General features: G+C 64.7%; 20 protein-coding genes. 13 read left to right on the plus strand and 7 right to left on the minus strand.

Annotation, left to right across the window (positions count from 1 at the left end):
• Positions 1-129 precede the first annotated feature (129 nt).
• Positions 130-483: a hypothetical protein gene (locus AB7M33_RS00885; protein WP_454242282.1), complete on the plus strand. Its 354-nt coding sequence runs from the start codon at positions 130-132 to the stop codon at positions 481-483.
• Positions 484-539: 56 nt separating this feature from the next.
• Here AB7M33_RS00885 and AB7M33_RS00890 read toward each other — a convergent pair whose 3' ends face one another.
• The 3 genes from AB7M33_RS00890 to AB7M33_RS00900 all read right to left on the minus strand — a co-directional run bounded on the left by AB7M33_RS00890 (position 540) and on the right by AB7M33_RS00900 (position 2335).
• A complete protein-coding gene (locus AB7M33_RS00890) occupies positions 540-824 on the minus strand; it encodes a type II toxin-antitoxin system RelE family toxin (protein ID WP_265969988.1) in 285 nt (94 codons plus the stop codon).
• A 7-nt stretch (positions 825-831) separates the two neighbouring features.
• A complete protein-coding gene (locus tag AB7M33_RS00895) occupies positions 832-1065 on the minus strand; it encodes a type II toxin-antitoxin system Phd/YefM family antitoxin (protein WP_027596682.1) in 234 nt (77 codons plus the stop codon).
• A gap of 337 nt (positions 1066-1402) precedes the next feature.
• Positions 1403-2335, minus strand: coding sequence for a LysR substrate-binding domain-containing protein (locus tag AB7M33_RS00900; RefSeq protein ID WP_454242283.1), 933 nt, complete (start codon positions 2333-2335; stop codon positions 1403-1405).
• A 133-nt stretch (positions 2336-2468) separates the two neighbouring features.
• Here AB7M33_RS00900 and AB7M33_RS00905 point away from each other — a divergent pair, with 133 nt between their 5' ends.
• Both AB7M33_RS00905 and AB7M33_RS00910 read left to right on the plus strand, forming a co-directional pair.
• Positions 2469-3767, plus strand: a complete 1299-nt coding sequence (locus AB7M33_RS00905; protein ID WP_454244189.1) for an NAD(P)/FAD-dependent oxidoreductase — start codon at positions 2469-2471, stop codon at positions 3765-3767.
• 43 nt (positions 3768-3810) lie between these two features.
• The gene (locus tag AB7M33_RS00910) at positions 3811-4899 is read left to right on the plus strand and encodes a polyamine ABC transporter substrate-binding protein (protein ID WP_454242284.1); all 1089 of its coding nucleotides are present in this window, start codon (positions 3811-3813) and stop codon (positions 4897-4899) included.
• Positions 4900-4920: 21 nt separating this feature from the next.
• On the opposite strand, the gene AB7M33_RS00915 is transcribed toward AB7M33_RS00910, so the two are convergent.
• From AB7M33_RS00915 to AB7M33_RS00925, 3 genes are all read right to left on the minus strand, one after another.
• Positions 4921-5286 carry a hypothetical protein gene (locus AB7M33_RS00915; RefSeq protein WP_186682387.1) on the minus strand — a complete coding sequence of 122 codons (366 nt, stop codon included), beginning with the start codon at positions 5284-5286 and terminating at the stop codon, positions 4921-4923.
• 204 nt (positions 5287-5490) lie between these two features.
• The gene (locus AB7M33_RS00920) at positions 5491-8580 is read right to left on the minus strand and encodes a MexW/MexI family multidrug efflux RND transporter permease subunit (RefSeq protein ID WP_454242285.1); all 3090 of its coding nucleotides are present in this window, start codon (positions 8578-8580) and stop codon (positions 5491-5493) included.
• Complete coding sequence (locus tag AB7M33_RS00925; RefSeq protein WP_454242286.1) at positions 8577-9674, minus strand: efflux RND transporter periplasmic adaptor subunit; 1098 nt, start codon at positions 9672-9674, stop codon at positions 8577-8579. The genes AB7M33_RS00920 and AB7M33_RS00925 overlap by 4 nt, the downstream gene beginning before the upstream one ends.
• 114 nt (positions 9675-9788) lie before the next feature.
• Here AB7M33_RS00925 and soxR point away from each other — a divergent pair, with 114 nt between their 5' ends.
• From soxR to AB7M33_RS00945, 4 genes are all read left to right on the plus strand, one after another.
• Entirely contained in the window at positions 9789-10235 is a 447-nt protein-coding gene (gene soxR, locus AB7M33_RS00930; RefSeq protein WP_099430951.1) for a redox-sensitive transcriptional activator SoxR, read from the plus strand.
• 164 nt (positions 10236-10399) lie between these two features.
• On the plus strand, positions 10400-11170 hold the full coding sequence (locus tag AB7M33_RS00935; protein WP_189662755.1) for an aldolase: 771 nt from the start codon (positions 10400-10402) through the stop codon (positions 11168-11170).
• Positions 11171-11214: 44 nt separating this feature from the next.
• The gene (locus AB7M33_RS00940) at positions 11215-12108 is read left to right on the plus strand and encodes a dihydrodipicolinate synthase family protein (RefSeq protein WP_027596689.1); all 894 of its coding nucleotides are present in this window, start codon (positions 11215-11217) and stop codon (positions 12106-12108) included.
• A 187-nt stretch (positions 12109-12295) separates the two neighbouring features.
• A complete protein-coding gene (locus AB7M33_RS00945) occupies positions 12296-13510 on the plus strand; it encodes a benzoate/H(+) symporter BenE family transporter (protein ID WP_454242287.1) in 1215 nt (404 codons plus the stop codon).
• On the opposite strand, the gene AB7M33_RS00950 is transcribed toward AB7M33_RS00945, so the two are convergent.
• Complete coding sequence (locus AB7M33_RS00950; protein WP_454242288.1) at positions 13501-14826, minus strand: T6SS phospholipase effector Tle1-like catalytic domain-containing protein; 1326 nt, start codon at positions 14824-14826, stop codon at positions 13501-13503. The genes AB7M33_RS00945 and AB7M33_RS00950 overlap by 10 nt on opposite strands.
• Positions 14827-15055: 229 nt before the next feature.
• Between AB7M33_RS00950 and AB7M33_RS00955 the strand changes: the two genes are divergently transcribed.
• The 6 genes from AB7M33_RS00955 to AB7M33_RS00980 are packed head-to-tail and all read left to right on the plus strand — an operon-like array spanning position 15056 to position 21870.
• Complete coding sequence (locus tag AB7M33_RS00955) at positions 15056-16015, plus strand: AAA family ATPase (protein WP_027596692.1); 960 nt, start codon at positions 15056-15058, stop codon at positions 16013-16015.
• A gap of 4 nt (positions 16016-16019) precedes the next feature.
• On the plus strand, positions 16020-16964 hold the full coding sequence (locus tag AB7M33_RS00960; RefSeq protein ID WP_027596693.1) for a DUF58 domain-containing protein: 945 nt from the start codon (positions 16020-16022) through the stop codon (positions 16962-16964).
• A complete protein-coding gene (locus AB7M33_RS00965) occupies positions 16961-17455 on the plus strand; it encodes a DUF4381 domain-containing protein (protein ID WP_027596694.1) in 495 nt (164 codons plus the stop codon). Before AB7M33_RS00960 ends, AB7M33_RS00965 begins: the two co-directional genes overlap by 4 nt.
• Positions 17448-18524 (plus strand): vWA domain-containing protein, encoded by a 1077-nt coding sequence (locus AB7M33_RS00970; RefSeq protein WP_027596695.1) that lies wholly within the window; start codon positions 17448-17450, stop codon positions 18522-18524. The genes AB7M33_RS00965 and AB7M33_RS00970 overlap by 8 nt, the downstream gene beginning before the upstream one ends.
• A complete protein-coding gene (locus AB7M33_RS00975) occupies positions 18521-20239 on the plus strand; it encodes a tetratricopeptide repeat protein (protein ID WP_454242289.1) in 1719 nt (572 codons plus the stop codon). The genes AB7M33_RS00970 and AB7M33_RS00975 overlap by 4 nt, the downstream gene beginning before the upstream one ends.
• Entirely contained in the window at positions 20236-21870 is a 1635-nt protein-coding gene (locus tag AB7M33_RS00980) for a BatD family protein (RefSeq protein ID WP_454242290.1), read from the plus strand. The genes AB7M33_RS00975 and AB7M33_RS00980 overlap by 4 nt, the downstream gene beginning before the upstream one ends.
• Positions 21871-21990: the final 120 nt, after the last annotated feature.

Below are 21990 nucleotides of genomic sequence, written 5' to 3' on the forward strand. Positions count from 1 at the left end.
TAACGACTGAGTAGTCACCAACGCTTGCAGCGCTGCGACAATTTCGGTCAAGGGGGGGTAACTTTACGTTTATGGATACGTGCAAGACTGTCAGAATTCCCTTCCGTTTCCTTTGACCCGAGCCTGTCCATGCAAATCAACACCGCCCTGCTCTTCGCCACCCCTTGCGATGACGAGGAAGACAACATGGCGACCCTCTGCTGCCACAGCGACAAGGGTCAGATGTTCCTGCTTACCCGTTACCCGGATGAAGACACGGTCGACCTGACCCTGGATGACGAGCCGTCGACGCTGGACGGGCTGAAAGTGACCCTGAGCGCGCAGCGCCTGCTGATCGAAGTGGCGGCCGGGGACCGCGATGCGCTGAGGGGGGATGAAGTGCTGGAGATCATCCTGACCAGCGACCTGAGCGACATGGACGAGGTGAAGGAGACGCTGCAGAACATTCTTGAGGGGACGGGGACGTTTGTCTGCGAGGTTTGAGGGCTGTCATTTCCCAAGCAGGAAACCCTAAACCCCGCCGAAGCGGGACTTAGGGTTTACACACGTTTGTAGGCAGCTTCGTACACTTCATCGTCGCGCCTGGCACCTATGCAGAGAACCAAAACGATCTCGGTGCCGTTAATTCGATAGACAATGCGCACATCGCCTGTGCGAATTCTGCGGCAACCCGCCAGCACGCCCCTAAGGGGCTTGCCTAGCTTGTCAGGCTCGCCTCCTGCGATACGCTCACGCACCACTCTGAGGACTCTTTGTGCCTCCGCGCGCCCAAGCTGCAGAAGGTCATTTTCTACTTCAGGGTGAAACCTGACAGTCCAGATCATCGCGTTCCTACCTGAAGCGAGCCTCCATGTCTTCAAGGCTCACGCTATTTTCCTCTTTCAGGCTGAGTAGGCGCTCGGCAGCCAGCCGTTCTGCGCGCAGATCTTCGAGCTCGTCCTGCATGGCTTGGTAGGCCTCAACACCTATCAGCACAGCAGCCGGCTCATTGTCCTTGAAAATGACGAGGTGGGTTGCATCCCCGCTCGTCACTTCCTTTAAACGCGCTCCAAACGTTCTAGCCATTGCCGTAGCAGACACCGCCTGCTCAGCTCTGGTCATTAGTCCAGCCATCGCATGCTTGCTCCCATCGGTTTGCTGCATTGCCTCCAGAGAGTAAAGGGAGACGGGAGGAGATGCAGCGGCTCCCCCGAATCGACAACACACAATATTGCGTAAAATCACACGCAAATCAACACACACAAACGCCATCCTGATGCGTGGTATGTGCTGTGCGACGCGACGCGGAAAGCGCGAGACTAAATTCCCAACGTGCAGCGTGCAACGGGATAAAGGGAATCGGAGCGTGTTTCGGAAATGACCTACATAGCCTGACTATGGGTGCATGCAGAGCCATAAGCTTTCACCCCTGACGACCCTGCAATCCGTAGTTAGCCTGTCGTGTCCGCTCCAACTGCGCCTCAAACCACTGCAACACCGCCGTGCAAGCCGGGTGCGCCGCCCCGCTATCGCGCAACCACAGTGCATACACGCCGCCAGTCTTCAGCGGCTCGCCAAACGGCACGATCAAATCCCCCCGGGCCAGGGCGTCGTGCGCCAGCACCTGGTCCGTCATGGCCACGCCCAAACCGCGGGCAGCGGCATCCAGCGCCAGGTCGTCAAGGTTGAACATCAGGTGTTTGTAACTGCGCTCGGGGCGATCCTGATGCGCTTGCAACCACAGGTTCCACTCGTGGCGCGCGGTCGAGCCATGGATCAAGGCATGATCACCCAGCGTTTCCAGCGAGCGTGGCGGTAACTGTCCGTCGCTCAGGCGCGGCGCGCAGACCGGGACCAGGTACTCATCGAACAACACCGTCAGCGGCCGATCATCAAGGCCATCTCGCAAATACAGTACATAGGCATCGCAATCGCCGCTGGTTTCCACCACCTCCCCGCTAACCGTTTCGATGGACAGGCACAACGCCGGGTTCAGCGCATAAAAGCTACTCAACCTCGGCAGCAACCAGCGCACCGCCAGTGACACGAAGATGCGAATGCGAAACGGCCGGTCCACGGGCGCTGGCGAAAGCCGCTGCGCCAGGGCGCGCAGATCGTTCAGCGTTTCACACGCCACCGCATAGACATCACGGCCGTGCTCCGTCAGCGCCACCTTGCGGCTGGTGCGGTCGAACAGCGCCACCCCGTAATGCTCCTCCAACTGCTGAATCTGGCGGCTGATCGCACTCTGGGTCAGGTGCAACTGCCGGGCAGCCTCGGTGAAGCTGCTGCTGTCCGCCACGTGAGTGAGCGCCTGAAGGGCATGAAGCGAGGGTACACGAAAGATTTTATCCATGCGTTTCAAGAATAGCTGAATGAAATATTAGCGTTAGAAACACGGCCACAGCCCTCGTAGATTAAGCCTTGAACGCGCACTGACAACGAACACCGATAACCCGTGCGCATTGATTGTGGAGAAGCTGATGGCAATCGACAACCGCTGTGGATGGATCGCGCTGGCGGGCGAGTCTGCCCCGCACCCGCGCCTCGAAGGCCAGCACACCTGCGACTGGCTGATCATCGGCGGTGGCATCACCGGCCTCGCCGCGGCCCACACACTGGCGGCACGCTTCCCGGGGCAACGTATCGTCCTGCTTGACCGGCAGCGGGTAGCCCAGGGGGCTTCGGCACGCAACTCGGGCTTTGCCGTCAGCCATGAACTGCCCTCGCCCAACGAACTGCTCGGCAACCCTGGGTTTGCAGGTTTTGAAGTGGCGTCGCGCATTGGCGTGGCCGCTGCTCGGGAAGTGCGCCAGCGCATTGGCGAGCTGGGCATCGCCTGCGAGTACGACGACGGTGGCTATCACTTCGCCGTGCATCGACCCGCGCACCTGCAGCAGGCCGAGGCCGTGATGCACACACTGGAGGCCGTAGGCGCCCAAGCACGCTATCTGGAAGGCCAAGCGCTGCAGCAGCGCCTTGGCAGCGGCTTCTATACCCGCGCCATCCATTGCGCTGGGGGCAACGCCTTGCTGCAACCGGCGAAGTATGTACGGGGCCTTGCAGACAGCCTGCCCAGGGCGGTGGAGGTGTACGAGCACAGTGCGGTACTGAGCCTGCGCCGTGCCGGGCGTGGCTGGCAAGCCAAAACCGAAGCCGGCGTGATCAATGCCCCCCAGGTGCTGGCCTGCGTCGGCGCATTCTTGCCCAGAGTGGGCGTGCACCACAGCGGCACCTTCCCGCTGGAACTGAGCGCCAGCATCACCCGCCCACTGACCGAGGCGCGTTGGCAAAGCCAGTTCGGCGACCACACCTGGGGCGTGCTGTCGACCTTGCCGGGCGGCGCTACCCTGCGCCTGCTGCCAGGCCGACGGCTGCTGATTCGCAACACCGTGGAATACCGCCAGCGCGACCTCAATGGCGCGCAGTTGCAGGCCCGCCGACAGCAGCATCTGCAAGGCCTGGAAAAGCGCTTCCCCGGGCTGTCCGCCAAGGACCTCGAATACACCTGGACCGGCCACCTGAGCGGCACCCGTTCTGGCGAGCCGTGCTTCGCGCGGATCGACGAAGGGCTGCATGCCGTGGCCGGCTGCAACGGCTCGGGGGTCGCCCGCGGCACCTTGTGGGGCAGGCTGCTGGTCGACATGGCCAGCGCATCGTCGTCAACGCTGCTCAGCGACGTGCTTGGCCAGGCCCAACCCGGTTACCTGCCGCCACGCCCGTTCTTCGATATCGGCGCGTCCCTGCGCATGGCCTGGGAAGTACGCCGCGCGCGGCTAGAACGTTGACCGCCATGAGCACTTGCGCACACTTACAACAACAGAGGGCAAGATGATGAAACGTACCTGCATGGCCGTGCTGTCCGCGGCGCTGTTCAGCCTGACGGCCCAGGCCGCCGAATCGGTGAACATCGCCAACTGGAGCGGCTACATTGCCGATGACACCTTGGCAGAGTTCGCCCGCCGCACAGGCATCCAGCCCACCTACGACCTTATCGACAGCAACGAGACGACCGAGGCCAAGCTGATGACCGGCGGCAGCGGCTATGACCTGGTCAGCCCGTCCAACCATTTTCTGCCCAGGCTGATCAAGGCCGGTGCCATCCAAGAACTCGATCGCAGCAAGCTGCCCAACTGGCACAACCTTGACCCCAAGCTGATGCAGTTGCTGGAAACCAGCGACCCCGGCAACCGCCATGCCATCCCCTACATGTGGGTGACCACGGGTATCGGCTACAACGTCGACAAGATCAAGGCCATCTTCGGCACTGCCGATGTCACTCAGTCCTGGCAGATGCTGTTCAACCCGGACAACATCCGCAAGCTGAGCGCCTGTGGCGTGGCGTTTCTCGACAACCCGACGCAAGTGTTGCCGATCACCCTCAAGGTGCTGGGGCTCGACCCCCACAGCCAGCGCCCTGAAGACCTGAAAAAAGCCGAGGCGGCGCTGATGGCTATCCGCCCTTCCATCAGCTACTTCCACCAATCCAAGTACGTCAGCGACCTGGCCAACGGCAACATCTGCGTTGCGATCGGTTTCAGCGGCGATGTGCTGCAAGCGATGAACAGCGCGCAACAGGCGAACAACGGCGTGCACCTGGGCTACAGCATTCCCCGTGAAGGCTCGACGGTGGCGGTGGACATGGTGGTGATTCCCAAAGCTGCGCCACACTTGGACGCGGCCTATGCCTACCTGAACTACCTGCTCGACCCCCAGGTCATGGCGCATATCAGCAACGCGGTGAAGTACCCGAATGGCAATGCGGCGTCATTACCCTATGTAGACGCGACGCTGCGTGACAACCCGGCGGTGTACCCACCCCAGGCCGTGCTGGATACGCTGTTCCCGATCCAGACCCTGTCACCGGCAGGCATGCGCTTGAGCACCCGGCTGTGGACCCGGGTGATCAGCGGCAAGTGAGCGCTGCGAGGGGGGCTGCTGCTACTCGACGAGCTCGACGTAGCGGGATTCGCCACCCCCCGTCGCCCCCGACAACCAGCCCCAAACGAAGTGCAGCGTGGTGCGACCGGCTTGATCGAGCCCCACCGTACCGCGCGACCAGCCGGCCAGCATTTCACCTTCGGTGGTCAAACACTGAAAAAGAAGCTCGATCGTGTCGGGGCCTGTAACACGGCCTACCTGATTGCCAATCCGGATCCTGCCGCCCTGATAGTGGCTGGTTATGGCGTTTCCATCGACAACGTAATGAAAGACCGTGCCAGCACCGGAGAGCCCTTGTGCATTGTTCGCTACCGCGAATCGGCGATTGTGCAGGCGCTCGGCGACGGGTGAAAAAGCAGTGTCCATCAGTGTCGTGTCCTTCCAGTGAGAGTCCATTTTGGCCTACGCGCACCTTAAACCAGAACGCGCCTAACCGGGTATTTGCGCGCCTGTTCCTCTGGGCTGTCACGCAGAGAACAAACATCGCAAGCGAGCCCCGAATCCTGTGGGAGCCGGCTTGCCGGCGATGCAGGCGCCGCGGTATATGGCACCGGGGCGCCACATGAACACTCAAGGCACACTCACCCCAACGCTCCGCTCGGCGTCTGCCAGTTGCTGTTTACGCAGGGTGGTCAGCCGGTGATCACGCGCCAGCCAGGTGTAGATCGCCGGCAGCACGAACAAGGTGAACAGCGTGCCGATCAACATGCCGCAGACGATCACCACACCCAACCCAAAGCGGCTGTTGGCCCCTGCGCCACTGGCAAATAACAGCGGTATCACACCGAAGGTCATCGCCGCCGTGGTCATCAACACCGGGCGCAGGCGAATTTGCGCGGCGCGCATAATGGCCGCCGCACGGTCAAGGTTGTCTCGCACCTGAATCTCGTTGGCGAACTCCACCATCAGGATGCCGTGCTTGCTGATCAGCCCGATCAGCGTGACCAAGCCAATCTGCGTGTAGATGTTCAACGTAGCCCAGCCCAGCGCCAGCGGCAGCAACGCACCGCACATCGACAACGGTACGGTCACCAAGATGATCAGCGGGTCCACAAGGCTTTCATACTGCGCGGCCAGCACCAGGTAGATCACCACCAAGGCAGCAAGAAAGGCCCACATCAGGGCAAAGCCTTCCTGCACATACTGGCGCGACTCCGATTGCCAATCATGGCTGAAACCGGGCGGCAGCTCGGCGGCAAGCTGCTGCAGAAATGCCACCGCCTTGCCCATCGAGACACCGGGCGCGGGGATGGCCTGCAGGGTGCTTGCGTTCTGCTGGTCGAATTGCAAAAGGCGGTTAGGCGCGACCTGCAGGTCCAGGCGCACCACCGTGGACAACGGCACCAGGCTGCCATCTTCGGCCCGCACGTACTGGCGGTTCAGGGCCGACGGGGTCAAGCGCTGGTCCTGGATGCTTTGCGGGATCACGTCATAGGCGCGGCCGAACAGGGCAAAGCGGTTCAGGTACTGCTCGCCCACCAGCACGCCCAGCGACTCGCCGATGTCCTGCATGCTGATCCCCAGGCTGGCGGCCTTGGCGCGGTCGATGCTGACCTTGACCACCGGGTTGTTGTAGTCCAGGTCGCTGTCCACCACGCTGAACAAACCGCTCTCGCGGGCGCGCTGCTTGAGCACTTCCATGGTCTGGTACAGCACCGGGTAATCCTGGGCACTGCGCAGCACCATCTGTACCGGCAAGCCACCACTGGAACCTGGCAACGACGCCACCTGGAAGGCGAAAATGCTGCTGCCCTCGATGTCCGCGACCGCCTGTTGCAGCTGCGCTTGGACCTGCGCGGCAGAGCGCTCGCGCTGCTGCCATGCACTGAGGTTGATGCCAGCGAAGCTGGCCGCGGTCCCGTCGGTGCCGTTGATGATCCAGGTGTCGGTGGTTTCGGGAATCGATTTCATCACCTGGTCGAGTTTGCTGGCAAAGCGCTCGACGTAGTCCAGGCTCGCCTGTTGCGGCGACTTGATTGCCGTCAGCACGGCCGCCTGGTCCTCCGGCGGTGCGAGCTCGCGCTGTGGCAACAGGTACAGCCAAGGCAGGCTCAGGCAAACCAGCAGGGCCACACCAGCACTGAGCCAGCGCCGCGCCAAGGTAAACGCCAAGGCCTGGGCATAGGCCGCTGTGAGCGCAGCGAACACCCTTTCGGCGAAATGGGCCATGGCCCCATCCTGCTGGCCGGGTTTGAGCAGCAACGAACTCATCACCGGCGACAAGGTCAGTGCAACGACACCCGAAACGATCACCGCCCCCGCCAAGGTCAAGGCAAATTCACGGAACAACGTGCCGGTCAGGCCACCCATCAAGCCGATGGGCGCGTACACGGCGGCCAGGGTCAGGGTCATGGCGATCACCGGCCCGGCGATTTCGCGTGCGCCGGCCAACGCCGCCGCCACCGGTGTTTGCCCTTCTTCGATGTGACGCTGCACGTTCTCCACCACCACGATGGCATCGTCCACCACCAGGCCGATGGCCAGCACCATCGCCAGCAAGGTCAACAGGTTGAGGCTGAAGCCGAACGCCAGCATCAACCCCGCTGCACCCAGCATCGACAACGGAATGGCCACCACCGCGATCGCCACGCTGCGCAGTGACCCCAGGCACAGCCAGATCACCAGCACGACGATCAGCATCGCTTCCACCAGCGTGCGCAACACTTCTTCGATCGAAGCCTCGATGAAACGCGCAGTCTCATAGGCCAGCGCCACCTTCACGCCGGGCGGGAGCGTTTGCTGGATCTGCGGCAACAATTCGCGAATGCCGTCGACGATGACCAGTGGGTTACCCGATGGTGTGGGGAACAACCCCAAGTGCACAGCGGGTTTGCCATCCAGGGTGGCACTGGTGCGGGTGGCCGCCGCGCTCAGTTCGACAGTGCCCACATCACGCAGGCGCACAAGGTCGATGCCGTCGTTGCGGATGATCAGGTCACGGAAGTCCTCGACGCGGGTCATGTCGGTGTCGACCTGGATATCGGCCAGCACGAACTGCCCGCGCACCTGCCCTGGGGTGGCCTGGTAATTATTGGCCCGCACCGCTTGTGCGACGTCGGCAGCCGTCACCCCGCGCCCGGCCATCTGCTCGCTGTCGAGCCACAGGCGCATGGCCAGGCTCTGCCCGCCGAACGTCTGCACCTTGGCCACGCCGTCGATCCCCGAAAGCAGCGGCTCAACCACCCGCGACAGGTAGTCACTGAGTTCTGGGATGGACAGGGTCTGGCTGGAGAAGCCGACATACGCCACCGCCGTGGAATCCCCCGCAGACAGCTCCACCACCGGGTCGTAGGCTTTCTCGGGCAAGCGGTAGCGCACCTGGTTGACCTTGGCCATGGTCTCGGCCAGCGCCTGGGTCGAGTCTCGGTTGAGCAGCATGCGCAGAGTAATCAAGCTACGCCCCTGCAACGATGATGACGACATGAAGTCAACGCCCTCAACCGAAGAAACCGCCTGGCTGATCGGCTGGGTCACAAAGCCTTGCATGAGTTCGGCGGAGGCGCCGGGGTAGTCGGTACTGATGGTGATCGTCGCGCTCTCCAGCAAGGGGTACTGGCGCACCGGCAACTTGCCCAGGGCGAACAGCCCCATCAGCACGATCAGGCTGCTGACCACCAGCGCCAGCACGGGGCGACGCACGAAGGTATCGGTGAATTTCACGGTTGCTGCCCCCCGGCCACGTCCAGCAGGCTGTCTTCTGCGACCTGCTCGACCTGCATGCCATCACTCAATTTCAGCTGGCCGGAAACCACCACCCTGTCGCCCGGCGCGAGGCCCGAGGTGACTTCCACACGCCCCTGCCAGCGCTCACCGGTCGTTACCGGTACCCGGTTGACGCTGATGACGCCCTGCTGATCCTGCCTGGCAATGAACACCGTCTGCCCGTAGGCGGTGTAGGTGATCGCCGTTTCCGGCACGGCCAGCACCCTCGACGGCTGCGCGGCAGGCAGACGGACCCCGGCATACATGCCCGGCTGCAGCTGCCCATCCAGGTTCGGCAGGGCAGCCTGCACCTGGACCAGGCGTGACTTGCTGACCAGCGGGTCGACCGCCACTACCCGTGCCTGAAACGCCCGCCCGCGCACAGCATCGACGGTCAGTTCCAGTAGCTGCCCGACAGTCACATCGGGGGCCGCCTGTTCGCTGAGGGAAAAATTGACGTGCAACTGGCGTGTATCCGTCAGGCTGGCAATCGCCTCGCCAGCGCCCAGGTACTGGCCCTGGTGAACACGGCGGATACCCACATTGCCTGCAAACGGTGCGCGTATGGCTTTTTGCGCGATCAGCGCTTCGACATGCTGCAGCTCACCCGCGGCCACATCCACCGCTGTGCTCGCGTTATCCAGCAGCTCTTGCGAAACGGCATTCAGCGCGCGCAACTTACTGGCCCGCTGCGCCGCGACCTGGGCATTGCGCAGCTTCGCCCGCAGTTGCACGCGCTGGGCCTGCTCGGGCGCATCGTTGAGCTGTACCAGCAACTGCCCGACACGCACGGCCTGCCCCGACGCGAAGGCGATGTGGGTGATGCGCCCTGCCACCTCGGCCGCGACCTGCACCTGATTGACCGCCTCCAGCTCCCCCGATGCAAAACGTTGCCGCGCCAGGTCGACCGGCTCGGCAGTGGCCAGCGCAACTTTGGTGACCGGCCACGCCGCGGCCTGTTGGGCCGCTACCCTACTGCCCGTCAATGCGTAGGCGCCGACCAAGGCACCGACAGCGGCGACAGTCATGGCCAGTAACATCCTTTTGTTCATGCCTTGCTCCGATCAGCGGGGTGGTTGCAGGAAAGATCGGGCAGGACTATAAGAGCTCAACTTAACTTGAGGTCAACAGGTGTGACAGCCAAATCATCCACCAACAGCACGCGGCTGCTGACTGTCGGCGAAGTCGCCAAGCGCAGTGGCGTTGCGGTATCCGCCCTGCACTTCTACGAATCCAAGGGGCTGATCGCCGGCACGCGCACCGCCGGCAACCAGCGGCGTTACCCCGCGCTGGTGTTGCGCACCATTGCCATCATCAAGGTGGCCCAGCGCACGGGTATCCCCCTCGAGGTCATCAAGCGTGCCCTGGGCCGCTACCCGCCGAACAGCAAACTCACGGCAGCGCAGTGGGGCGAGATGTCATCGGCCTGGCGAGAAGACCTGAACGCACGCATCCGCACCTTGGAAGCGTTGCGCGACAGCCTGGACAACTGCATTGGCTGCGGCTGCCTGTCACTGGAAGACTGCCCGCTGCGCAACCCCGAGGATGTGCTGGGCAAGGACGGTGCAGGGGCGAGGATTCTGGAAAAAGAGGCCACCGCCAAGCACGTGTAAGGGATACCTGCGCAGGTCGTCATGGGGTGAGCCATGGCGCGATGACACTTCGCTTGCATATGACACAAAGTGTCATTAAGATCAGCGTGTGTCCTCAAGCCAGCCACGGCAACCAGGACGTCATCGCCCTTATCCCGTGCAGGTACCCCACTGTGACTACGACCATGCAGACCCCCAAGGACCAGCTCGTCAAACGTGCCCAACAGCAAATGCTGACTGCGCTGGCCGACAACACCTACACCCCGCGCCAGAAGCTCGCACTGACCTGCCGGATTCTGTTCGACGGCGGCCACGATTCGGGCCTGGCCGGGCAGATCACCGCACGCGCTGCAGAACCTGGCACCTATTACACGCAACAGCTTGGCCTGGGCTTCGACGAGATATCGGCCTCCAACCTGCTGGTCGTGGACGAAGACCTGACGGTGCTGCAAGGCCAGGGCATGGCCAACCCCGCCAACCGCTTCCACAGCTGGCTGTACCGCGCACGCCCTGACGTCAACTGCATCATCCATACCCACCCGCTGCACAGCGCAGCCTTGTCGATGCTCGAAGTGCCGCTGGCCATCTCGCACATGGACCTCTGCCCGCTGTTCGACGATTGCGCCTTCCTCAAGGAATGGCCAGGCGTGCCGGTGGGCAACGAAGAAGGCGAGATCATCGCCAGTGCCATCGGCGACAAGCGGGCGATTCTGCTTTCCCACCATGGCCTGCTGATCGCCGGTCGATCGATCGAAGAAGCCTGCGTGCTCGCCCTGCTGTTCGAACGTGCGGCGAGGATGCAGTTGCTGGCCATGGGCGCCGGTGAAATCCGCCCCATCCCCGAAGCACTTGGCAAAGAAGCCCATGACTGGATTTCCACGCCAAAACGCCATGGCGCCGCGTTCAGCTACTACGCGCGCCGGGCCTTGCGTGCCCATGGCGAATGCCTGGGCTGATTGCAGCTGTCCCCCTTCCTGAACAACGGCAAAGGTGCCTGGTCATGTCTACACCTGTAATTCGCGGCGTCATCGGCTACACCATCACTCCCTTCGCGGCAGACGGCTCGGTCGATCTAGCCGCCCTGGGCACATCCATCGACAGCCTGATCCAGGCCGGCGTGCACGCCATCGCCCCGCTGGGCAGCACGGGCGAAGGTGCCTACCTGTCCGAGGCCGAGTGGGAAGCGGTGGTGCGCTACAGCCTCGAGAAAATCGCTGGCCGCGTGCCCAGCGTGGTCAGCGTCTCTGACCTGACTACCGCACGTACCGTGCAGCGCGCCCGCCTGGCCCAGGCGTGCGGGGCCACGGCGGTGATGGTGCTGCCCATCTCCTACTGGAAGCTGACCGAGGCGGAGGTAGTCGACCACTACAAGGCGGTCGGCGCGGCAATCGACATCCCGATCATGCTGTACAACAACCCGGGCACCAGCGGCACCGACCTGTCGGTGGAGCTGATCCTGCGCATCCTCGGCGAGGTGGCCAATGTGACCATGGTCAAGGAAAGCACCGGCGACATTCAGCGCATGCACCGCCTGTACACCGCGACCGATGGCAAGGTGGCCTTCTACAACGGCTGCAACCCGCTCACCCTGGAAGCCCTGGTTGCCGGCGCCGCCGGCTGGTGCACCGCAGCGCCGAACCTGATCCCCGCACTGAACCTGGCGTTGTGGGACGCCGTGCAGAAGGGCGAGCTGGCTGAAGCACGGGCACTGTTCTACCAACAGTACGCGTTGCTGGCGTACATCACCCAGCGCGGCCTGCCTACCACCATCAAGGCCGGGCTGAAAATGCTTGGCCTGGACGTGGGGGCGCCGCGCCTGCCGCTGCAACCCCTGGACGCTGAAGGCAGTGCCTACCTGAAAGGCTTGCTGGACGCTTCAGCTGCCCGCACCTAGCAGCACCGTGTAGGAGCAGCCTTGCGCTGCGAAGAGGCCGGTGAAAACACCGTGAATCGTCGCTGCTGTTAAGGCCCTCTTCGCAGCACAAGGCTGCTCCTACACGGCGTGCGCCACGCTGGCGACCATCGTTCTGCGCGAACACGCGCAGAGGGACCCCTCAATCACATAAGCACGGAGGCCACTTGTGACAACGCCTGCTCAACACCCATCGGCATCGCTTGGGCTGACCGACATCCTGCACCCCGCCATCGCCGGTTTGGTTTCGGTCATCGTCAACTACGGCGGCACGTTCATCCTGGTGTTCCAGGCAGCCAAGGTCGCCGGGCTAAGCCCGGCGCTGACCTCATCATGGGTCTGGGCGGTGTCGATCGGGGTTGGTATCACCGGGCTTGTCTTGTCCTGGTACAGCCGTGAACCCTTGATAACGGCCTGGTCCACCCCGGCTGCTGCGTTTCTGGTCACGGCACTGGCCAGCGTGCCCTATGCCGAGGCCATTGGCGCGTACCTGCTGTCCGCTGCCGGCTTCGTAGTGCTGGGCCTGACCGGGTACTTCGAAAGGCTGGTCCGGATCATCCCTGGCGGGGTCGCGGCAGGGCTGCTGGCCGGCATTCTTTTACAGTTCGGCATCGGCGCGTTTGCCGGCCTGTCGGTCGACCCGGTGCTGGCCGGGTTGCTCATCGTGGCGTACGCGGTGTTCAAACGTTTTACTGCCCGTTACGCAGTCGTAGGCATCCTCGTCCTTGGCCTTGCTTACCTGCTGATCCAGGGGCAGGCCGGCCTTTCGCAACTCACGCTGGAAATCGCGACACCGGTGTTCACTGCCCCGGCCTTTACCCTCAATGCGGCCCTCAGCGTCGCGCTGCCGTTGTTCCTGATCACCCTGACCGGGCAATACATGCCCGGCATGCTGGTGCTGCGCAACGACGGCTTCAAGACCAGCGCCAACCCGATTGTCGCAGTCACCGGCCTGGGCTCCTTGCTCATGGCGCCGTTCGGCTCGCACGCGTTCAACCTCGCGGCCATCACCGCCGCCATCTGCACCGGCAAGGAAGCCCATGAGGACCCGGCCAAACGCTGGATCGCGGGGATCGCCGCAGGGGTCTGCTACATCCTTGTGGGGGTATTCGGCGTCACGCTTGCCAGCGTGTTCATGGCACTCCCTGCCACCTTCATCACCACCCTCGCCGGCCTTGCGCTGCTGGGCACCATTGGCACCAGCCTGGCCAGTGCAATGGCTGACGCGAAGTCACGCGAAGCCGCGCTGATCACCTTTCTTGCAGCCGCCGCCAACATCACCCTGTTGGGTATCGGCGGGGCCTTCTGGGGCTTGGTCATCGGCCTGCTGGCCTACGCAGTGCTGAACGGGCGCGCCCCTGGGTTCAAGCGTACTCAGCCGTAATCACCCATCGGGTCTGCATGCTCCACCCGCCCCGCTTCGCCAGGCCGATTGACGAACAGCACGTCCAGCGTGCTGTTGCGCAGGCCCTTCACGGGGTTCCAGTGCGCCGAGGTGTGGATGTACTTGTCGCGCAGCAGGCGCTGCTCGTCCTCGGTCAGGCCAACATCAGGGCGGGAACCCAAGGCAAAGCCATGCAGCTTGCGGCTGATGTCCAGCAAGTCATCGGGCAGCCGATGGGCTTCATCGCCGCCCAACTCGGCAAACGGCACCCCACCACGCACTGCCAACTCACGCATGATGCTCAGGTACACCCGGGAAAGATGGCCGGCCACGCCCCTCTCCCGATAAACCGCCGCATACACCTGCTTTTGCGCCTCGTCCGGCTTGCCGCCGGCAATCGGCTGCTCCCAGGTCAGCACCCGCGGCCGCGGCTCCCCCAGCTCAGCAAACGCCGATGTCAGCAAGGCGCTGGCCGCCGAGTAGGCACGGGTGCATTCGGCTTTTGTGCGCACAGGCACCCGCTGCGACTGCGGTTTGCACAGCAGCACCTGCTCCTGCATGCACGGCAGGTAGCCCCCGCCAATGTTCGAGTGCACGCCCGGCACGACAATGTCTCCCTCGCTGCGCACCAGCGGGAAGTTATGCCGGCGCTCGTCACCGGCCACCAATTGCACCACGTGCCGCGCAATGCCCTTGCCCAGGCCCAGGCGCAAGCCGCCGTGGCGAGCGTCAGCGGGGTCGAAGTCCCCCTGCAACGGCGCGACGATGGCCGCCACGGTGTCGAACAGGCCAATGAAATTGATGCACACAGCACACGAGGTGCCCAACAGGTTGCTCGCATCATCACACAGCACATTGGCCAGGTGCCTGGCGGCAGCGGCGCCACGGCTGAACCCGAACAGGTCGAGCTCGACCCGCGCGAGCCGCGACTGCGGATACGCCGAGCACCAGCCGCGCAACTGGTCGGCAATCATTTTCACGGCGTCGGCGACGCGCGCCTCGACGCCGGTACGCCCACGCCCGGTGGCCGAGGCAAAACTGGAGTCCGCCGCCCCCGCGGTGGTGCCGATGCCCTCGACATACAGCTTGAGAAAGGCCATCGCGCACGGCGCAGGGCTGCCGGGGGCTGGGTACAGCGCATGCAGCAAGGCCACATTGCTCCAGGCATTGCCATAGCTGGTACCTGCCAGCGGCCCAGCAGCCTGGCCCGCCGCCGTGGCATTGCCCAGGTTGTTGCCGGTGCCATCAAAGAACACGCCAACGCGCAAAGTCGTTGGCGCAGGGGTATCGAAGGTACTGCGGTGGGTTTGCATCATCCTGCGTCCTGCTTGCTCAAAGAGCATCAGCAAGCGCCAGGGCACAGCGGCCGACTATCAGCCGACGCCGAAGGTTGCGCAGGACTTGTCGACAAGCCCACGCCCGACGGCCTGGATAAATTTGCCAGCCGCCATTGGTCGCCACCCCCCCGGATAGATTAAAGTATCACCCCTTGCCGAGGCAGCTGTTCCCAGCGCGCCTGCGGCCCAATACCAGGAACCGTCGCCGATGGAACACCGTGAAGCGCTGATCGCGCTGCGCACCTTTCTTTCCACCCAGATCCTAGGCCAGGAAAAGCTGGTCGAGCGGCTGTTGATCGTGCTTCTGGCCGACGGCCATATGCTGGTCGAAGGTGCCCCCGGGCTGGCAAAGACCAAAGCCATCAAAGAACTCGCCGAAGGCATCGAGGCGCAGTTCCATCGCATCCAGTTCACCCCCGACCTGCTGCCGGCCGACATTACCGGCACCGAAATCTACCGCCCGGAAACCGGCAGCTTCGTGTTCCAGCAGGGGCCGATCTTCCATAACCTGGTGCTGGCCGACGAAATCAACCGCGCCCCGGCCAAAGTCCAGTCGGCGCTGCTCGAAGCCATGGCCGAGCGCCAGGTCAGCGTGGGCCGCAGCACGTACGACCTGTCCCCGCTGTTCCTGGTCATGGCCACGCAGAACCCCATCGAGCAGGAGGGTACCTACCCGCTGCCCGAAGCCCAGCTCGACCGCTTCCTGATGCACGTAAAAATCGGCTTCCCCGACGCTGCGGTGGAACGGCGCATCCTGCTGCAGGCCCGCGGCGAAGCACTGGGCGGCGAGACCAAGCCCGAGCGCCGGGTCAGCCAGCAGGCCATTTTTGCCGCGCGCAAGGAAATCCTCGGCCTGTACATGGCCGATGCCGTGGAGGAATACCTGGTGCAACTGGTCATGGCCACGCGCACGCCGGCCAAGTTCGACGCCGAACTGGCCGACTGGATCGCCTACGGCGCCAGCCCGCGTGGCTCGATCTCGCTGGACCGCTGCGCGCGTGCGCACGCCTGGCTGGCCGGGCGCGACTTCGTCAGCCCCGAGGACATCCAGGCAGTGCTGTTCGATGTGCTGCGCCACCGCATCATCCTGTCGTTCGAGGCCGAGGCTGCGGGGATCGACCAGGACCGCGTGGTCCAGCGCATCCTCGACGTCGTCGCCGTTGCCTGACCCCATGCCCACCGCGCAGCTGGCCGAACCCGGCATCCGCATCGGCCTTGCCGAGCTGATCGACATGCGCCACCGCGTGCGCGAAATCCAGCTGTTCTCCCGGCCCGGCCAGCGCAGCCCGCTGGTGGGCCTGCACCACTCCAAGCTACGCGGGCGCGGCGTGGACTTCGACCAAGTGCGCGTGTACCAGGCTGGCGACGATGTGCGCAACATCGACTGGCGGGTCACCGCCCGCACCCAGGAGCCGCACACCAAGCTGTTCCATGAAGAACGCGAGCGGCCGATCTTTATCCTGGTCGAACAGAGCCAGCGGCTGTTCTTCGGCTCGGGGCTGATGTTCAAGTCGGTGCTGGCGGCCCAGGCTGCGGCCCTGTTCGGCTGGGCGGCACTGGGCCACAACGACCGCATCGGCGGGCTGGTGTTTGGCGACAACGAGCACCACGAAATCAAACCCCGGCGCAGCAAGCAAAGCCTGCTGCAGCTGCTTAACCGCATGGCCAAGGTCAACCAGGCGCTGCACACCGAAGCCACGCCCCAGGCCGACAGCCTGGGCCTGGCCTTGCGCCGGGCGCGTGAAGTGCTGCGCCCTGGCAGCCTGGCGATCGTCATCTGCGACGAGCGCTCGCTGACCGACCAGGTCGAACAGCACCTGGCCATGCTTTCGCGCCACTGCGACCTGTTGCTGCTGCCGGTCTCCGACCCGCTAGACCATGCCCTGCCCGCAGCCGGCCTGCTGCGCTTCGCCCAGCGCAGCGCGCAACTGGAGCTCGACACCCTCGACGCCAGCTTGCGCCAGGCTTACCGCCAGCAGGCCGAGTCACGTATCGCCCGCTGGGAACTGATGGCACAGAAGCTGCGCGTGGTGCTGATGCCGCTGAGTACGCAAAGCGAGATGATCGAGCAACTGCGCGAATACCTGAACGCCCAGCGCCCGGGGAGCAGCAAATGACCCCGCTGGACCAGTTGCAACCGCTGATTGCCCCGCCGGCAGTCGGCCTGTGGCCACCGGCACCGGGTTGGTGGGTATTGCTGGCCTTGCTGCCGCTGCTTGCCTGGGGCCTGTGGCGCGTACGCCATTGGCGCCCGCGCAAACGCCGCATCGTGCGCGCCGAGCAACCGCTCGACCCGGTACGCGTGGCCGCCCTGGCCGAACTTGCCCAGCTGCCACGCCCGTATGACGGCGCCCCGGCCGGTGCCTGGCTGCAACAGATCAATGCCCTGCTCAAGCGCCTGTGCCGCAGCCACTACCCGGGCGCCAACAGCCATACACTCAACGGCCGCCAGTGGCTGGCGTTTCTCGACAACCGCTGCCCGGCCGCCGGCCTCACGCGTTGGATGGTGCTGGTCGAAGGCGCCTACAAGCCTGAGTGTAAGCTCGACGACAAAGCCATCGTCGGGCTTAGCCAGGCCGTCGAAACCTGGATCCGCAAGCATGTTTGAACTGGCCTGGCCGTGGATGTTCGCCCTGCTGCCGCTGCCGTGGCTGGCTCGCCTGGTGTTGCCAGCCGCCGACAGTGGCGAGCCGGTGCTCAAAGTGGGCTTCCTGAACGAGCTGGAAGGCCTGGCCGGACGCAGGGCAAGGCTCAACCTGCCCACCTGGCGCCAGCAGGCGCCCTTTGTCATCATCTGGCTGTTGCTGCTGTTGGCCGCGGCCCGCCCGCAATGGCTCGGCGACCCGGTACCGGTGGCCGCCAGCGGCCGCGACCTGCTGGTGGCGGTGGACGTGTCCGGCTCCATGGACTTCCCCGACATGCAGTGGAAGAACGACGAAATCAGCCGCCTCGACCTGGTCAAGGCGCTGCTTGGCGACTTTCTTCAGGACCGCGAGGGCGACCGGGTTGGGCTGATCCTGTTTGGCAGCCAGGCCTACCTGCAGGCGCCGCTGACCTTCGACCGGCGTACCGTGCGCACCTTCCTTGACGAAGCGCAGATCGGCATCGCCGGCAAGAACACCGCCATCGGCGATGCCATCGGCCTTGCGGTCAAACGCTTGCGCCAGCGCCCGGCACAAAGCCGCGTGCTGGTGCTGGTCACCGACGGCGCCAACAACGGCGGGCAGATCCACCCACTGACCGCCGCCCGCCTGGCCGCCCAGGAAGGCGTGCGCATCTATACCATCGGCATCGGCGCCAACCCCGAGGCCAGCGGCACGCCCGGCCTGCTGGGCCTCAACCCGAGCCTGGACCTGGACGAAGCCTCGCTCAAGGAAATTGCCGAGCTGACCCACGGCGCCTACTTCCGCGCCCACGACGGCGCCGAACTGAACGCCATCGGCGACGCCCTCGACCAGTTGGAGCCAGTGGCTCAGCAGCCAACCCAGGCGCGCACCGCCAAGGCCTTGTACGCCTGGCCATTGGCCCTGGCACTGTTGCTCAGCGTGCTGCTGGTGGTGGCCGTGCAGTGGCCAGACAACCGCTTGCAGCGCCTGCTGCGCAAACCGCGCTTTCTGCAGCCGCACCCGGAATGGCGCCAGCGCCTCAAACGCCTGCGCCTGAGGAAACGGCGATGATCGACCTGTGGCCACAATGGTTGCGCCCGCTCTGGCTGTTGGTAGTGCCACTGCTCGGCTGGTTGCTGTTCAAGCTGTGGCACCGACGCAAACGCGCCGGGCGTTGGCAGATGATCCTGCCGCCCGCGTTCCACGCCGTGCTGCTCGGGGGCGGCAGCGGCAGCACCAGCAAACTGCCTTGGGTGGCGCTGGGCCTGGCGTGGACGCTGGTGGTGCTGGCCCTGCTCGGGCCCAGCTGGCAGCGCGTGGAAGAGAGCCGGCAGCGCCCTGCCGACCCGCTGGTCATCCTGCTCGAACTGACCCCACAGATGCTCGCCGAGGACAGCCCGCCCAACCGGCTGGAGCAGGCCCGGCGCAAGGTCCTCGACCTGCTCGAACGCCGCCACGACAGCCAGACCGCGCTGATCGTCTACGCAGGGTCCGCCCACACCCTGGTGCCGCTGTCCGATGACCTGGGCACCACCCGCAACCTGCTGGAGGCGATCGACCCTTCGATCATGCCCAAACCCGGCCAGCGCGCCGACCTGGCCGTGCAAAAAGGCCTGGCCCTGCTGGCCCAGAGCGGCCTGGGGCAAGGGCGCCTGCTGCTGATCGGCTCCTCGCTCAGCGCAGCGGAGCGCGAGGGCATCACGCAGGCCCTCGGCCGCCAGGGCCCGAGCCTGCTGATGCTGGGCATCGGCAGCCGAGATGGGGCACCGGTGCGACAAGCCAATGGCGAATTCCTTAAAGACGACCAAGGCGCAATTCTGCTGCCGCGCCTGGACAGCGCCAGCCTCAAGGCATTTGTCAGCGGCACCGGCGGGCGCTACCGCAATGCCCGGGTCGACGACCTCGACCTGCGCGGCCTGGGCCTGTTCGACACCCCGCGCACCGCACGCAGCGACGGCCAGACCCTGCAATTGGACAGCTGGGCCGACCAGGGTTACTGGCTGCTGATTCCGCTGTTACTGCTGGCGGCCTGCGCCGGTCGTCGCGGCTGGCTGTTCTGCCTGCCCCTGTTACTGGCCTTGCCGCAGCCAAGCCAGGCCTTCGAGTTCAACGACCTGTGGCTGCGCCCCGACCAGCAGGGCCAGCGCATGCTCGAACAGAACCGCCCGGCCAGCGCCGCACGGCATTTCCAAAATCCACAGTGGCGCGGCATGGCGTTGTACCAGGCTGGCGATTACGCTGGAGCCGCCCAGGCATTCTCACAAGGCAACACGGCAGCGGACCACTACAATCGAGGCAATGCCCTGGCCCGCAGTGGCGAGCTGGAAGCCGCCCTGGACGCCTACGAGCAGGCCCTGGAGCGCCAACCCGACCTGCAACCAGCACTGGACAACCAGGCACTGGTCCAGCAACTGCTGCAACAGCGCGAGGCCAAGGCCGAAGAACAACCCGCCAGCAACGAGGCCCAAGGCACACCCGGCAGCGAAACCGAAGGCAACAGCAGTTCGGCCAGCAGCCCGGCCCAGGGCACCCCTGGCAATGACGAACCCGCCAACGCCGAAGAACCCGGCGAAGGCAGCACCAACAGCCAGGCCACACCCGGCAACCAGGGGGGCGCCGACGACAGCGTCACCGTGCCACCCCAGCGCCCGGTGTCGACCAACCTCGACGCCGAACAGCGTCAGGCCCTTGAACAATGGCTGCGGGAGATCCCCGACAACCCGGCGGAGCTGCTGCGGCGCAAATTCTGGTATGAACAGCAATTGCATCAGGACAATCCACGATGAGTCGCTTCGGCGTCTTTCTGCTCGGTGTCTCATGGGCCTTCATGGCCCAGGCCGAGCCCATGCTGCAAGCCAGCGTCGACCGCACCCGCCTGGAGGCCGGCGAAAGCCTGGAACTGACCCTCGAAAGCCAGGACGTGACCCAGTTCGGCAAACCCGACCTGCGTGCCCTTGAAGGCGACTTCGAAGTGCGTGGCACACGCCAGCTGAACAGCCTGCACACCCTCGATGGCGAGACCCGCGCCAGCACCCGCTGGATCATCACCCTGCTGCCACGGCGCAGCGGCAGCCTGCGCATCCCGGAGCTGCAACTGGGCCAGTCGCGCAGCCAGGCCATCGACCTGCAAGTGCTGCAAGCCGATGCCAGCCGCCAGGAAAGCGCCTCCCAGGTGTTCATCGAAGCGACCCTGGACAGCAACGAGGTCTATGTTCAGGCCCAGGCCGTGCTGACCTTGCGCATCTACCATTCGGTGGCGCTGTATGACGACAGCAGCCTCAGCCCACTGCAGCTGGAAAACGCCAAGGTCGAGCCACTGGGCGAGTCGCGCACCTACGAGAAAGAAATCAACGGCGTGCGCCACGGGGTGATCGAAACCCGCTATGCCGTCTACCCCCAGCAAAGTGGCAGCCTCGAAGTGCCAGCGCTGACCTTCACCGCCACCGCGGCTGCCAGCGCCGACAACGAACAATCCGCCACGGCCGCCCCGCGTGCTGGCCGCCAGATCCAGGTCAGCTCGCTGCCCCTGCGCTTGGACGTGAGCCCGATTCCAGCGGCCTGGCCAGCCGGTGCGCCCTGGCTGCCGGCACGCAGCCTGACCCTTGAAGAACACTGGAACCCCGACCCGGGCAGCCAGCAGACGCAGATCGGTGATTCGCTCACCCGCAACATCACCTTGCGCGCCGACGGCTTGTCCAGCACCCAGCTGCCACCGCTGCCGGCCACCGAAATCACCGGCCTGCGCCGCTACCCCGACCAGCCGCTGCTGCGCAACGAAATCAACGAGCGCGGCATGACCGCCAACCGCGAAGAGCGCGAAGCGCTGGTGCCAACCCACAGCGGCGAACTGGCCTTGCCAGCGCTGGAGGTGGCCTGGTGGAACACCCGCGAAGACCACCTGGAGCACACCAGCCTGCCGGCACGCACCCTGAGCGTGCAGGACAACCCGGCCCTGAGCGCCGACACGCCGGTCGGCGACACCCGTGCGGGCAATAGCCTGTTGTGGCCGTGGCAGCTGGCGACGCTGGTGTTTGCCCTGACCACATTGCTGGGCTTCGCCTTGTGGTGGCGTGCCCGTTCACAACCCGCGGTACTGCGCGCCGCGCAACAAGGCCCAAGCCCCCGCACGCTGCTGGACGACCTCAAGCGCGCCTGCCAGGCCAACGACCCGCAGACCACACGCCAAGCGCTGGACGCCTGGGCGCGGCAGCAGCCGGAGACCCTGGCGGAGATGGCTGCGCGGTTCGTGCCGTTGTCCGATGCGCTGGATGGGTTGAACGGGGCGTTGTACAGCGAGAGTGGGCAGTATTGGCAGGGTGAGGATTTGTGGCGCGCGATCGGGACGATTCCACCGGCTGAGCAGGTGTTGCTGCCGTCAGGGGAGACCGGGAGCTTGCCGCCGTTGTATCCGAAATGAGGGGTGGGGGTGAGGTTGGGGTGCATGACATGGGTATTTTTAGCGCCTATCAGATCGAGCGCCGCCCGCGCGGCGCTTCGCAGCACAAGGCTGCTCCCACATCTGTTTCGGGCCAATTAA

This window comes from Pseudomonas sp. Y3 TE3536 (assembly GCF_053629175.1).

What these genes read in the sequence shown, in the direction of transcription:
- AB7M33_RS00980 (WP_454242290.1), top strand. Translation starts at nt 20,236, where the DNA reads ATGAGTCGCTTCGGCGTCTTTCTGCTCGGTGTCTCATGGGCCTTCATG.
- AB7M33_RS00935 (WP_189662755.1), top strand. Translation starts at nt 10,400, where the DNA reads ATGCAGACCCCCAAGGACCAGCTCGTCAAACGTGCCCAACAGCAAATG.
- AB7M33_RS00915 (WP_186682387.1), bottom strand. Translation starts at nt 5,286, where the DNA reads ATGGACACTGCTTTTTCACCCGTCGCCGAGCGCCTGCACAATCGCCGA.
- AB7M33_RS00960 (WP_027596693.1), top strand. Translation starts at nt 16,020, where the DNA reads ATGCCCACCGCGCAGCTGGCCGAACCCGGCATCCGCATCGGCCTTGCC.
- AB7M33_RS00965 (WP_027596694.1), top strand. Translation starts at nt 16,961, where the DNA reads ATGACCCCGCTGGACCAGTTGCAACCGCTGATTGCCCCGCCGGCAGTC.
- AB7M33_RS00925 (WP_454242286.1), bottom strand. Translation starts at nt 9,674, where the DNA reads ATGAACAAAAGGATGTTACTGGCCATGACTGTCGCCGCTGTCGGTGCC.
- AB7M33_RS00910 (WP_454242284.1), top strand. Translation starts at nt 3,811, where the DNA reads ATGATGAAACGTACCTGCATGGCCGTGCTGTCCGCGGCGCTGTTCAGC.
- AB7M33_RS00890 (WP_265969988.1), bottom strand. Translation starts at nt 824, where the DNA reads ATGATCTGGACTGTCAGGTTTCACCCTGAAGTAGAAAATGACCTTCTG.
- AB7M33_RS00975 (WP_454242289.1), top strand. Translation starts at nt 18,521, where the DNA reads ATGATCGACCTGTGGCCACAATGGTTGCGCCCGCTCTGGCTGTTGGTA.
- AB7M33_RS00900 (WP_454242283.1), bottom strand. Translation starts at nt 2,335, where the DNA reads ATGGATAAAATCTTTCGTGTACCCTCGCTTCATGCCCTTCAGGCGCTC.
- AB7M33_RS00950 (WP_454242288.1), bottom strand. Translation starts at nt 14,826, where the DNA reads ATGATGCAAACCCACCGCAGTACCTTCGATACCCCTGCGCCAACGACT.
- AB7M33_RS00940 (WP_027596689.1), top strand. Translation starts at nt 11,215, where the DNA reads ATGTCTACACCTGTAATTCGCGGCGTCATCGGCTACACCATCACTCCC.
- AB7M33_RS00955 (WP_027596692.1), top strand. Translation starts at nt 15,056, where the DNA reads ATGGAACACCGTGAAGCGCTGATCGCGCTGCGCACCTTTCTTTCCACC.
- AB7M33_RS00885 (WP_454242282.1), top strand. Translation starts at nt 130, where the DNA reads ATGCAAATCAACACCGCCCTGCTCTTCGCCACCCCTTGCGATGACGAG.
- AB7M33_RS00970 (WP_027596695.1), top strand. Translation starts at nt 17,448, where the DNA reads ATGTTTGAACTGGCCTGGCCGTGGATGTTCGCCCTGCTGCCGCTGCCG.
- AB7M33_RS00895 (WP_027596682.1), bottom strand. Translation starts at nt 1,065, where the DNA reads ATGGCTAGAACGTTTGGAGCGCGTTTAAAGGAAGTGACGAGCGGGGAT.